The 12,957-nt window shown below is 57.9% G+C and carries 13 protein-coding genes; 9 read left to right on the forward strand and 4 right to left on the reverse strand.

What is annotated here, in order from left to right:
* Positions 1 to 193 precede the first annotated feature (193 nt).
* From MC50_RS29140 to MC50_RS20715, 3 genes are all read left to right on the forward strand, one after another.
* Complete coding sequence (locus MC50_RS29140) at positions 194 to 337, forward strand: hypothetical protein (RefSeq protein ID WP_174977721.1); 144 nt, start codon at positions 194 to 196, stop codon at positions 335 to 337.
* A gap of 6 nt (positions 338 to 343) precedes the next feature.
* Positions 344 to 1,162, forward strand: coding sequence for a hemagglutinin (locus MC50_RS28910; RefSeq protein WP_319830352.1), 819 nt, complete (start codon positions 344 to 346; stop codon positions 1,160 to 1,162).
* 192 nt (positions 1,163 to 1,354) lie between these two features.
* Positions 1,355 to 1,708, forward strand: coding sequence for a DUF596 domain-containing protein (locus MC50_RS20715; RefSeq protein ID WP_047664852.1), 354 nt, complete (start codon positions 1,355 to 1,357; stop codon positions 1,706 to 1,708).
* A gap of 278 nt (positions 1,709 to 1,986) precedes the next feature.
* Here MC50_RS20715 and rihA read toward each other — a convergent pair whose 3' ends face one another.
* Positions 1,987 to 2,922, reverse strand: a complete 936-nt coding sequence (gene rihA / locus MC50_RS20720) for a pyrimidine-specific ribonucleoside hydrolase RihA (protein ID WP_047664853.1) — start codon at positions 2,920 to 2,922, stop codon at positions 1,987 to 1,989.
* Positions 2,923 to 3,145: 223 nt separating this feature from the next.
* Entirely contained in the window at positions 3,146 to 5,257 is a 2,112-nt protein-coding gene (gene pqqU, locus MC50_RS20725) for a TonB-dependent receptor PqqU (protein WP_032688009.1), read from the reverse strand.
* Between the two features lie 259 nt (positions 5,258 to 5,516).
* Between pqqU and yncE the strand changes: the two genes are divergently transcribed.
* Positions 5,517 to 6,578 carry a 7-bladed beta-propeller protein YncE gene (gene yncE / locus MC50_RS20730; protein ID WP_032687869.1) on the forward strand — a complete coding sequence of 354 codons (1,062 nt, stop codon included), beginning with the start codon at positions 5,517 to 5,519 and terminating at the stop codon, positions 6,576 to 6,578.
* Between the two features lie 144 nt (positions 6,579 to 6,722).
* A complete protein-coding gene (locus MC50_RS20735) occupies positions 6,723 to 6,944 on the forward strand; it encodes a YgdI/YgdR family lipoprotein (protein WP_032687868.1) in 222 nt (73 codons plus the stop codon).
* 60 nt (positions 6,945 to 7,004) lie between these two features.
* Here the strand turns inward: MC50_RS20735 and ansP are convergent, their stop codons facing one another.
* Positions 7,005 to 8,453 (reverse strand): L-asparagine permease, encoded by a 1,449-nt coding sequence (ansP, locus tag MC50_RS20740; RefSeq protein WP_047664854.1) that lies wholly within the window; start codon positions 8,451 to 8,453, stop codon positions 7,005 to 7,007.
* Positions 8,454 to 8,642: 189 nt separating this feature from the next.
* Complete coding sequence (locus MC50_RS20745) at positions 8,643 to 9,530, reverse strand: LysR family transcriptional regulator (protein WP_032687866.1); 888 nt, start codon at positions 9,528 to 9,530, stop codon at positions 8,643 to 8,645.
* A gap of 113 nt (positions 9,531 to 9,643) precedes the next feature.
* Here MC50_RS20745 and MC50_RS20750 point away from each other — a divergent pair, with 113 nt between their 5' ends.
* From MC50_RS20750 to MC50_RS20765, 4 genes are all read left to right on the forward strand, one after another.
* Positions 9,644 to 10,042, forward strand: coding sequence for a (R)-mandelonitrile lyase (locus MC50_RS20750; RefSeq protein WP_032696274.1), 399 nt, complete (start codon positions 9,644 to 9,646; stop codon positions 10,040 to 10,042).
* Positions 10,043 to 10,159: 117 nt separating this feature from the next.
* Entirely contained in the window at positions 10,160 to 10,705 is a 546-nt protein-coding gene (locus MC50_RS20755) for an AAA family ATPase (RefSeq protein WP_047664855.1), read from the forward strand.
* Between the two features lie 105 nt (positions 10,706 to 10,810).
* Complete coding sequence (locus tag MC50_RS20760; protein WP_047664856.1) at positions 10,811 to 11,812, forward strand: LLM class flavin-dependent oxidoreductase; 1,002 nt, start codon at positions 10,811 to 10,813, stop codon at positions 11,810 to 11,812.
* Positions 11,809 to 12,930: a M20 peptidase aminoacylase family protein gene (locus tag MC50_RS20765; RefSeq protein ID WP_032699965.1), complete on the forward strand. Its 1,122-nt coding sequence runs from the start codon at positions 11,809 to 11,811 to the stop codon at positions 12,928 to 12,930. Before MC50_RS20760 ends, MC50_RS20765 begins: the two co-directional genes overlap by 4 nt.
* The last annotated feature ends 27 nt before the right edge of the window (positions 12,931 to 12,957 follow it).

Below are 12,957 nucleotides of genomic sequence, written 5' to 3' on the forward strand. Positions count from 1 at the left end.
CGGTCTTGCTGCGCTGACCGGGGCCTACGCCCCGATCGCTAGCCCGCATCACACGCAAGCGCGCTATCCGCGCTTTCCCTTATCGCATCCCCCTATCAACTGTCCCTGAATCAACTCAGATGGCACGGTAAAACCGATTACCGGCGAGGGAGCAAAGCCTCAGCTTGCCGTCGACACTAAGGCGCTGGGCGGGATGTCTGCCGGAAAAATCCGCCTTGTTGCCACCGAAGACGGGGTGGGAGTCAACCTGAACAGCGTTACCGCCACCCAACAGGATATTTCCCTGACGACGGCCGGAAAAATCACCCTCAGAATGTTAAAGCGCAGACAGACCTGAACGTCAGTGGCCGGGAAATCGGTCAGCCATGCTGTGCTGGTGGGCATCAGCGCGGAAATCGGGCGGGGAGACGGGAAAGGAGCGGCCGCTGGTGCCCTGGCGACGGAGTTGGCCGGCGTCATCATGCAAAGTTCGTTGTTCGAACCCGCTAATCTGAATGAGCAAGAGCGCCAGTTGCAGCGTCTGCAGGAAGCACTAAACGGTAACGAGGCAAAAGAGCAAACGGCCCGCGTGATTGGCGCGTTGACCGGTATGTTGACCACGCATACGCCCGAAGGCGCGTATAGCGGTGCAGACAGTGCGCAAAATGTTTACCGCTACAATATGACGGAGCATATGTTGCAACAGTATGCCCTGGATAATCAGCGGGATATTCTGGCGGCAGATAAAGGGGATAAGGAGGCAGCTAAACGCGTTCAGGCCCGGAGGGAAGCGGCGATTATCGTGGCTGCTGCCAGCGGCGGAGGTATGGCACTGACCGCAGGTGGAATGACTCTGGTTGGTACGGCCCCCGAGCTGGTTCTGGCGAATACTCAGTCTGTTGCCAGTTTTATCAAAGGAGAAACAGCCGCCGGAACGAATCTTTCTACGAAAACGGCAGATTATGTCCGCGATATTCAGAAAACCAATACTGACCAGTTAGTTAAAGTGTTTGATCCAAAACAGAGTAGCGATAAGCTCAATGTGTTCGGGAAGGAGTTTGCGCAGGTGTTGGGTGATGGAGGGAGTAACATACAGGGGAATACTAAAGTGTTTGCAACTGAGGAACTTTCGCAACAACAAATATTCGATTATGCCCAATCACTAACCGGGGGGAACCTTTAATAGAAATACCCACAGCTCCAGGTAGGTTCTATGCAAAGTTAGATGATGGTAGTACTATAAATCTGAGGAACTATTCTGAAAGCTCGGATAAAACAAAGGCTTGCTGGGCGATAGATATTATTGGGAATCAAAAACTAAGTGAGATTCAGGGGAAGGTAAAGAAAAATTGAAATTAAATTTAGGTGAGGTCGTATGCTTTATAATAAAGAAAAATATAATTTACTTGTCCAGTCGTTGGAAGATTCATCTATAAGTACTATATGGTCGGCAATTGTTTCAGAAAACTTTGAGGACATAGAGCTATCGTATGAAGAAAGGATTGATATTTTTCTAAAGTTAATTAAATGCCTGCTTTCTGAAGGACGAGTGAAATTAGGAAAGCACGATAAATTTCTGGAGGGAACTATCGAGGAGCAAATAGAACGATATAGAAAGGCGCTACCTACATGTGAAGAGGACTTATACTCTGGCTTGTGGTTCACATTTGAGGAATGTCCGGGAGGGATTGTCTGGATCCATGGCGATGGATATGAATACTGGACCTGATACACCGCTAGTCATAACGGCTCTTCGGAGCCGTTATCCTTGAATATATCCCGCATAAACGCTGTTTGTCGGTCACGATACTGAAATTAACGGCGCTGCCAGCCTCTGATAGATCCAACCTGGACAGACCAAAGGCAGGGTTATTGACGAACGAGCGGACAGGGCCTGCGCCTGACAAACTCGTCGCCTGATACTCTGCAAACTGCCGACGCTTCCGGTCGGCTCGTCTTTATCCAGAAGGCAGTATCGCAGCCTTTAACGTCTCGCAGAATCTAAAGTCAGCCATAAAACGCCAGCCGCTCGGCTAACAGGTCGACAAACCCCTCCCGGTCGACATCCAGCAAGACCGTGGTATTTGGCTGATTGCCGGTGAGGAAGTAATAATCGACTACCGTCATCCCCTGGGTGTATTTCCCCTGGGTTTCCACGCCGACCCAGCGCTCAACGCTGGTAAACAGCTCCGGCTTCAGTAGCCAGGCGATGGTGCAGGGGTCGTGCAGCGGGGCGCCGGTGAAGCCCCATTTAGCATCCTTGTGATACTCCATAAAGAAGTCGAGCAGTTCGGCAACAATGGTGGCTACCGGGTTGCCGAGCTGGCGGAAACGTTCGATATCCAGGCCATGAATCTGCGCCCGATGGGTGACGTCCAGCCCGGCCATCACCACCGGAATACCCGACTGGAAGACGATCTCCGCCGCTTCCGGGTCGACGTAGATATTAAACTCGGCGGCGGGCTGCCAGTTACCGAGCACCATCGCGCCGCCCATCATCACGATACGCGCGATCTTGTCATGCAGTTCCGGGTGGCTGTTGAGCAGCAGGGCGACGTTGGTTTGCGGGCCGGTGGCGACAATCGTCACCGGCTGCGGGCTTTCGCGCAGCGTTTTCGCCATCAGCTCCACGGCGGTAACGCTCTGCGGGGCAAAATCAGGCCCCGGCAGCGCCGGGCCGTCGAGCCCGCTTTCGCCGTGAACGTTATCAGCGATGATCAGCTCCCGCATCAGCGGCTTACGCGCGCCGCCGGCCACCGGAATATCCTGGCGTTGCAGCAGCGTCAGCATGCGCAGCACGTTACGCAGGGTTTTCTCCGGCGTCTGGTTACCGGCGGAGGAGGTGATGGCTTTGACGTCAAGTTCGGGTGAGGCGAGGGCGAGAACGATAGCGATGGCGTCATCATGACCCGGGTCGCAATCAAGGATGATTGGCAGTGCCATAGCGGCTCCTTTTTATGGGCGTTATTTGTGATAAGGGTAACGCTCTGGGGCACAACAGACGAGAAAGGATAAATCAAAGCGTGAAGTATGCCGCATTATGATGGTGGAGGGGATGATTCCCCGCTGGCGCTGCGCTTAGCGGGGCGACGAGGTTATGCGGTCTGTTTCCCCGGTGGCGCGGTACCTACCGGGGAGTCAGGTTTATACGGTCTGATGCCGGAGGTTACTCAAAACGCCAGGCGAGGTTCAGCCCGACGCCGTAGTTACGTCCCGGCGCCGGCTCGTAGTAACGACCGTTGGACTCGTTGACAATCACCGAGCCGACGTAGCGGCGATCGAAGAGATTATCGACGCGGCCAAACAGATCCATGTCCATCTTGCCATAGCTCCACTTGTAGCCGGTGGTCAGGCCGACCACCGTCCAGGACGGCGCTTTGGCGGTGTTCTCATCGTTAGCCATAATATCGCTCATATAGCGGATATCGCTGCCGGCGTACCAGCCGCGATCCGGCTGATAGCCGAACGATGCGTAGCCCATATTACGGGCGATCCCCGGAATACGGTTGCCATTGCAGCTGGCGTCGTCGCAGACGTTGGTCCGGTAGGTGGCATCCAGCCAGGTCCACGCGGCTTTCAGACGCCAGCTTTCGCCAAACTGTTGATCCAGTCCCAGCTCCATCCCCTGACGGCGGGTTTTACCGGCATTCTTATAGCTGGTGCGCCCGCCGCTGCTGGCATCCACCACAATCTCGTTATCGGTATTGGTCTGGAACAGGGCGGCGGTAAACAGGCCATTGCCGACCCGCGTCTTACTGCCGATCTCGACCGTTTCATTGGTCGACGGCTGCAGGCCGAAATTGAGGCCGCTCTGGTCGCCTGAACGATAGGAGAGCTCGTTAATGGTCGGCGTTTCAAAACCGCGACCGGCGGAGAGATAGACGTTCCATGCTTCGGTGACCGCGTACTTCAACGACCCGGCCGGCAGCCATTTATGGTAGCTGGCGTCACCGCTGTCATCGCCGTTGCCTGGCGTAATGTAATAGTCGTTGGAGTCGAACCACACCGAGCTGTAGCGCACCCCGGCATCAAGGGAGAGTTTGTCCGTCAGCTGCCACTGGGTCTGCAGATAGGGGTCGATGTTCCACATCAGGTTGCGTTCGTTACGGCGCAGGTTCCCCTCTTCGCCGTACTGCGGCGCGCCGTTGACCATCACGAAGTTTTCAAAGCCTTTGCGCCGCTCGCTCATGTTTTCATAGTCGAGGCCGGTGGTGAAGGTGACCGGCACCAGCAGCTCGCCGCGGTGGGTCCAGCGGGTATCGATCCCCTGATAGTGGCGGGTCAGGTCAATCACGCCGCCGGCATGGCCAGGATTGAGCTGCGGCGCGCGGGGGATTGACTGATATTGCGTGGTTTCACGCTCGCCGGCGTACATCATCACGCTCAGGTCGTCCTGCTCGCTCAGCTGACGCTCATAGCGTAATCCCGCCTGGGTCTGCTTCGTCGATTTACGGGTATTGTACTGATCGCCGCGCGGCGACTGGCGCGGGTTATTCTGCCATTCATCGTAGGTCAGGCCGCCGGCGTCATTGGCTTTGATATCCACGCTGTTAAACAGCAGGGTTAGCTTACTGACGTCATTGATGCGCACGCCGAGTTTGGCGTTGGCAAGATTTTTACGCGCGCCGCTGTGATCGCGATAGCCGTGGGTGGTAAAGCGGTTGGTCGACACGGTGTAATCGACGTCACCGGCGTGGGTGCCGTCGCCGACGGCGCCGGTGGCCTTCAGACCGTAGTGCCAGGTGCCGAAGCTACCGTAATAGCTACTGGCCTCGATGGTCGGCGGCTGGCTGCCGGTCTGGCTGGTCACGTTAATCACGCCGCCTGAGGAGTTGCCGTACAGCGCGGAGAACGGCCCGCGCAGGACATCGATGCTCTCGACGCTGCCGATATCAATATTCGAGGTTTGTCCCTGGCCATCGGGCATGGTGGCCGGAATGCCGTCAACGTAAATGCGCAGCCCGCGCACGCCGTAGGTGGAACGGGAACCAAAGCCGCGAATCGATAGCTGCAGATCCTGAGCATAGTTCTGTCGGTTCTGAACCTGCAGCCCCGGTACGGCGCCCAGCGATTCAGAGAGATTGACTCGTGGCGCCGCCTGGCGCATCTCATCCCCGTTAACGACGCTGACCGCCGCGGGGGTATCGAGTTCGGAGACCGCGGTCGGAGCGGCGGTCACAACCATTGTTTGTTCATCGCTGGCGCTGGTCTGGGCCACTGCGATCAGCGGGAAAAGGAGGGCAGGTAGCGCAGCCGTGCGCACGGAATGGATTTTCATAAAGCTACTCGTAAAACGAACCAAACGGAACATATGTCCATATGTTAACCCTTTTGTAATTTTTTGAAAATTATTAACGTTATTTTCGTTAAATAATGGCACCGAATGATTATTTTCGCCGTCGGTTTTAATAAATAACGCTCCACTTCATGCCAAATAATGATTACTATTCGCATTTGAAAATGAACGCAAAGCCAGGACTTTGCGTCAGGGAAGCAATGTCGAGCAGGCACATAGTGTTTTATTCAAGGGAGTCGTCATGTCATTACGTCATCTGTCCGCGCCGCGTCTGCGTCGTTCACTGTTATTAACCTCTTTACTGCTGGCAGGGAGCTTCAGCGCTCACGCGGCAGAAGAAATGTTGCGCAAGGCGGTCGGTAAGGGCGCATACGAAATGGCTTACAGCCAGCAGGAAAATGCGCTGTGGGTCGCAACTTCTCAAAGCCGTTCACTGGACAAAGGCGGGATTGTTTATCGTCTCGACCCGACCACGCTGGAGGTGACGCAGGTTATTCATAACGATCTGAAACCGTTCGGTGCGACGATCAATAACGCTACGCAAACGCTGTGGTTTGGTAACACCACTGACAGCACCGTCACTGCCATTGACGCGAAAACCGGCGCGGTGAAAGGCCGTCTGGTGCTCGACAATCGTCAGCGCAGTGAAACCGTGCGTCCGCTGGCGCCGCGTGAGCTGGCGGTCAATGAAAAAACCAACACGGTCTATATCACCGGGCTGGGTAAAGAGAGCGTGATCTGGGTTGTGGATGGTGAAAAGCTGACGCTGAAAGACACGATCACCAATACCGGCGCCATGGCGACCGGCCTGGCGGTGGATGCTGACGCGAAGCGAATCTACACGACCAACGCCGATGGCGAACTGCTGACCATCGACAGCGAGAGCAACAAAATTCTGAGCCGTAAAAAGCTGCAGGATGACGGTAAAGAGCACTTCTATCTGAACCTGAGCCTCGATACCGCCGGTCACCGCGCCTTCATCACCGACAGCAAACAGCCGGAAGTGCTGGTTGTTGACCTGCGTGACGGGAAAGTGCTGGAGAAAATCGCCGCGCCGGAATCCCTGGCGGTGCTGTTCAACCCGACGCGCAATGAAGCCTACGTGACGCATCGTAAAGCCGGCGAAGTCAGCGTGATTGATGGTAAAACTTACAAAGTGGTTAAAACCTTCAAAACGCCAACCTTCCCGAACAGCCTGGCGCTCTCCGCCGACGGTAAAACGCTGTACGTCAGCGTGAAGCAGGAATCCACCCGTCAGAAAGAAGCGACTCAGCCGGATGACGTTATCCGTATCGCGCTGTAAGTCATGATTGAGGAGGGGGAAACCCCTCCCGCCCGCCGGAATCACCCTCTGTTACAAACACTTATTGGCCCGATAGCCGTTATGGTTTTACAATCATCGTTTTGCCGCCTGCTGCCTGGCGGAATTAATCATTCTGGAGGATGTATGAATAAGCCATTTATGGTTCTGTGCGCTGGCGCGATGCTGGCACTGCTTGCGGGTTGTACTTCAAACTATGTCATGACGACGAAAAGCGGGCAGACCATTGTGACTCAGGGTAAGCCGCGTCTGGATAAAGACACCGGTATGACCAGCTATGTGGATGAATCCGGCAACCGTCGCCAGATTAACAGCAGCGATGTGTCGCAGCTGGTGGAAGATAACTAAGCAGCAAGCGGCGGTTTGCCCGGTGACGGACAAACCGCGATAACGTTATTTTTGCGTAGGTTATGCGCCAGGCGCCGTGCTATGCACCGCGTGAACGCGTTTACGTACGCCGAACCAGCCGGCCACCAGCAGTACCGCAATCAGCGGAATTGAACCGATGGTATAGGTACCGTTCGGGTAATCGAAGGCCATCAGCACCAGCACGCTGAGCAGGAACAACAGGGTCAGCCAGGAGGTGAACGGCGCGCCCGGCATTTTAAAGCTCACGTCCGCCGCTTTACCTTCCTTAATCGCTTTACGCAGGCGCATCTGGCAGACCACGATAAAGCCCCACGACGCGATAATCCCCAGCGAAGCCACGTTTAAGACGATTTCGAAGACCTGCGACGGCACCAGATAGTTCAGGAACACCCCGACGACATACACCGCCAGCGTGGCCAGAATCCCGGCATAGGGCACCTGATGACGGCTCATCTTCGACATAAACTTCGGCGCGGAGCCGCCCATCGACATCGAACGCAGAATACGTCCGGTGCAGTACAGGCCAGAGTTGAGGCTGGAGAGCGCGGCGGTGAGCACCACGATATTCATCACGCTACCGATGTACGGCACGCCCAGCTTCGAGAAGAAGGTCACAAACGGGCTTTGCCCGGCCTGATAGGCATTCCACGGCAGCAGCAGCACCAGCAGCAGCACCGAGCCGACGTAGAACAGGCCGATACGCCAGATCACGCTGTTGATCGCGCGCGGCACCATCGTCTGCGGCTCTTTGCACTCACCGGCGGCAGTCCCGACCAGTTCGATGGAGGCAAAGGCGAACACCACCCCCTGAACCAGCACCAGCGCAGGCATCAGCCCGTGCGGGAACAGACCGCCGTTATCGGTAATCAGGTGGAAGCCGGTGGCATTCCCGTCCAGCGGTTTGCCGCTGCCGAGGAAAATGGTCCCTACCACCAGGAAGGCGACAATCGCCAGCACTTTGATCAGAGCGAACCAGAACTCCATTTCGGCGAACCACTTCACGCCTATCATGTTCATGGTACCGACGATCGCCAGCGCCCCGAGCGCGAAGACCCACTGCGGGACGTCGCCAAAGGCGCCCCAGTAGTGCATATACAGCGCCACGGCGGTGATATCGACTATCCCGGTCATCGCCCAGTTAACGAAGTACATCCAGCCGGCGACGTAGGCCGCTTTTTCACCCAAAAACTCGCGGGCGTAGGAGACGAAACTGCCGCTGGAAGGACGATGCAGCACCAGTTCGCCGAGGGCGCGTAAGATAAAGAACGAGAACAGGCCGCAGACCAGATAAACCAGCGCCAGCGCGGGGCCAGCCATCTGTAGACGCGCGCCTGCGCCGAGGAACAGACCGGTACCGATGGCGCCGCCGATGGCAATCATCTGCACCTGACGGTTGCCCATCGCTTTGTGATAGCCCGATTCCTGAGAGTTGAGCCAGTGACGTCTGGCGGCATGGTGTTCCGCCGTCGAGTGTTGCTTTGTATTCATTGATGTACCCATTTTCCTGTCAATGTCCATGAGTGGTTCATCGCACCGCTGAGTAGCAGCACGTTATGCTGGCTTTCCCATCATTCTGACGTAGGAGATAAGCAGAGCATGGCGCAGCATCCTACACGTATCGAGATAGTCACGCACGTAAAACATTTCTCGACCGCACTTGCTTAAATATCAATGAGTTCAACGACGGAGGGCGTCCACCAGCAGGCTGAAGGCCGTCGTATGCTGGCGGCGACTGGGGTAATAGAGGTGATAGCCGGGGAAGGAGGGAGTCCAGGCTTCGAGGACCCGAATGAGTCGTCCTTCCGCCAGCGCCTGTTGCACGCTATCTTCCGGGACATAGGCCAGACCCAGCCCGGACTCCGCGGCATCAATCCGCTGCGGCAGGCTGTTTAAGGTAATTTGTCCTTCAACCCGCACGCGGACTTCGCGATTGTCCTGCGCAAACTCCCAGGCATAGATACCGCCGAGGGTCGGCAGGCGCAGATTAATACAGCGATGTTGTGCGAGATCGTAGGGCGTTTGCGGGATACCGTAGCGCTGAAAATAGGTCGCAGAGCCGATCACCGCCATGCGCATATCGGGGCCGATGCGCACGGCAATCATATCTCTGGCAACCTGTTCACCCAGACGAATGCCGGCGTCATAGCGGCCGTCGACAATATCGGTCAGGCCGTTGTCCACGGTGACTTCGATATTGATCTCCGGGTATTGCAACATGAAGTTTTTCAGCGCCGGCCAGAGCACGGCGCCGGTGGCATGCTCGCTGGCGGTCAGGCGAATGTTACCCGCCGGACGGTCGCGGGTATCGCGCAGAGCGTGAAGCTCCTGTTCTATCTCTTGCAGGTGCGGACTCAGGCGCTGGAACAGCTTTTCGCCCGCTTCGGTAGGCGCCACGCTGCGGGTGGTGCGGGTCAGCAGCCGCACGTCGAGCCGGGCCTCGAGGTTACGCATCGCGTGGCTGAGGGCGGACTGAGAGACGCCAAGCTGAGCGGCCGCGCGGGTGAAACTGCGCTCGCGGGCGACCACCATAAATGATAGCAGGTCGTTAACGTTATCTTTTAACATCACTTTTCCGGATTAATGAATTTTGCTCATGGTTCTTTTCTGATTTTGCAGTCTAATCCTCGTTGCCAGATTGCGCTACTTTGAACAGACACGTCATGTTGAGAGGAACAGAAATGAACATTATTCGTAGCGGCTCACAGCCTTCGAGAAAAGGTCCGGACAGCTGGTTTACCGGCGATGTTCGTATTGATGCGCCGTTCCAGGCCAGCGAACCGGCAAAAGTGGGCGGTGCGACGGTCACCTTTGAGCCCGGCGCGCGTACCGCCTGGCACACCCATCCGCTGGGTCAGACGCTGATCGTCACCCAGGGTCGCGGCTGGCTACAGGAGTGGGGCAAGGAGGCGCAGGCGCTGAATCAGGGCGATATTGCCTGGATTCCACCGGGGGTTAAGCACTGGCACGGCGCCAGCAGCGATACTGCAATGGTGCATATTGCGATTGCCGAAGCCGAAAACGGCAGCCCGGTCACCTGGCTGGAAAAAGTGACCGACGAGCAATATCCGGCAAACTAATCGTCGCCGTTTGCCGGCAGGCGGGAGACCCCGACGCCCGCCTTTGCGGCCAGCCGGTAGCGCCGTCGGGTTTTTTCGGGCTATGATTCTCAGCGGCGCAACGGCTGAGAGACAGCGATGAATATCAACGTAGTGGGTACCAGCGGCGTCGGTAAATCGACGCTGGCGCGAAGGCTCGCGCAGATCCTGTCCGTTCCCTACATTGAGATGGACAGGCTTTACTGGCGCGCGGACTGGCAGGGCGAGCCGGATGAGGCGTTCTTCGCCAGGGTGGCTGCGGCCACCGAGGCCTCCGGCTGGGTGCTGGACGGCAATTATAACCGCAGCCGCCCGGTTAAGTGGCGCAATGTCGATCTGGTGGTGTGGGTGGATTATGGTTTCGCCCGAACTCTGCGCCAGGCCGTCTGGCGGGCCATCTCCCGGGCAAGCCGCGGTCAAGAGCTGTGGCCGGGAACCGGCAACCGTGAAAGCTTCCGTCGCGCCTTCCTCAGCCGCGACTCCATTATCTGGTGGACCCTCAAAACCTGGAAGAAAAATCGCCAGCGTTATCAGTCTGATATGGCCGACCCGGCGTATCGACATATTCGCTTCGTACGCCTGGGTCACCCGCGGCAGACCGAGGATTTTATCCGCCAGCTACAGCGGCAGGCGGCGCCGGGTTGAGGGCGTATATCTATTTTCCGGCAGAGTACATGTAAATAAATTGTTTCTCAGTGGCCGCGGCAGATTCTAATAATGCAGGCATGTTAATTAATACGAGCCTGCGAAATGTCTTATCGAATCAGTATCCTGGATAAAAGTCCGCTGGCGGCGGGAGAAACGGCCGCTCAGGCGCTGACGCGTACATTAACGTTGGCGCAACAGGCGGAGGCCTGGGGCTATCACCGCTTCTGGATTGCCGAGCACCATAATACCGATCAATTAGCCAGCCCGTCGCCGGAAGTGGTGATCGCCTGGATCCTCGGCCAGACCCGGCAGATTCGCGTCGGTTCCGGCGGCGTCATGCTACAGCACTACAGCCCGTATAAAGTGGCGGAAAACTTCAACCTGCTGGCCTCGATAGCGCCTGGACGCGTCGATCTGGGCGTCGGTAAAGCCCCGGGCGGCCTGCCGCTGTCCACCCGCGCTCTGCAACAGGGATTGCATCCTGAAGAAGGGGGAACCTTTGCCGACCGCCTCGCGCAGCTGGATAACTGGCTGTCGCTCACCGATGCCGCAGGGGAAGAGAGCCTGCGCGCCACGCCAATCCCCCCGCGCCGCGCCGACGGGTTCCTGCTCGGCGCCAGCCTCGAAAGCGCCCAGCTGGCCGCTCAGCTGGACTGGAACTTTGTCTTTGCCGCCCATCTTAATGGCGATAAAACCCTGCTGCGTGATGTCCTGACCCGCTGGCGCGCCCTCAGCCGCCGGGACGCCATCGTCGCGGTGCAGGTCATCGTGGCGGAGGATAGCGCCACGGCGATTGAGCTGGCGAAACAGGTTGAAGTCTGGGGCGTCGAACTGGAAAACGGCCAGCGGGTAACGGTAGGTAGCGAAACCCAGGCGGCCACCTTTGCCCGTCAGGCCGGAAGTCCGCCGGTGCGCATCGCCCGCCGCGACGCCTCGCTGTTGGCAGGAACCGCAGACGAGGTTAAAGCGCAACTCGACGCCCTGCATAGCGCCTGGAATATTGACGAATTCATTATCGACACGCCGCTCAGCGAAGGGCAGACGCGTCTCGACTCATTGCGCCTGCTGGCCCAGGCCCATCTTGGTGCGGAGGCGCTGTCATGAGCTTTGAACAACAGCTGATTACCTGGCGGCGCGAGCTGCATCAGTACCCGGAACTCTCCTTGCAGGAGGTGGCGACCACTGCGCGCATTCGTGACTGGCTTGAGAGCGGCGGCCTGCGGGTGCTGCCCTATGAGCTGAAAACCGGCCTGGTGGTCGAAGTGGGCAGCGGCGATAAGATTATCGCCCTGCGTGCCGATATCGACGCGCTGCCGATTGCGGAGGCCACCGGTCTGCCGTATCGCTCGCAAAACGAGGGGGTGATGCACGCCTGCGGCCATGATATTCACACCAGCGTGATGCTGGGGGCGGCGCTGCTGCTGAAAGAACGCGAAGCGACGCTCCCGGGGCGGGTCCGGATTCTGTTCCAGCCGGCGGAAGAGAACTTTGGCGGGGCGAAAACCCTGATTCGCGCCGGGGCGCTGGAGGGGGTCGCGGCGATCTTCGGTATGCATAATGAACCCGGTCTGCCGCTGGGCGAGTTTGCTACCCGCGGCGGGGCGTTTTACGCCAACGTCGATCGCTTCGTCTTTAAAGTTACCGGCAAAGGGGCGCATGCCGCCCGGCCGCACGAAGGCAAAGATGCGATTTTACTGGCCAGCCAGCTGGTCACCGTCCTGCAGAGCGTGGCCAGCCGCGAGGTCAATACTCTCGATTCGGTGGTCCTGAGCGTGACGCGGATCCAGGGCGGCAATACCTGGAACGTGCTGCCGGAAAGCGTGGAGCTCGAAGGAACCCTGCGTACCCACAGCAGCGAGGTGCAGCAGCGGGTCAAGGCGCGGGTCAGCGACATTGCCGCCGGTTTCGCCAGCGCCTTTGGCGCGCAAATCGACGTCTTCTGGTACGCCGGTCCTACGGCGTTGGTTAATGACCCACGCTGGGCGGCATTTGCCAGCGAGGTTGCCGCGCAGTCCGGCTACCGCACCCGTCATGCGGATCTGCATATGGGCGGCGAAGATTTCGCCGTCTACCTGCAGCATATTCCCGGCGCGTTTGTCAGCATCGGCAGCGCCAGCGAATTCGGTCTTCACCACCCGGCCTACAACCCGGATGACAACTTAATTGCCCCGGCGGCCCGCTATTTTGCGGCGCTGGCGGAGCAGGCTTTACGCCAGATCTGACGCCTGACCGTTCGGGCTTCTGTTTTC

The organism is Klebsiella planticola, assembly GCF_000783935.2.
Taxonomy (GTDB): Bacteria; Pseudomonadota; Gammaproteobacteria; order Enterobacterales; family Enterobacteriaceae; genus Klebsiella; species Klebsiella planticola.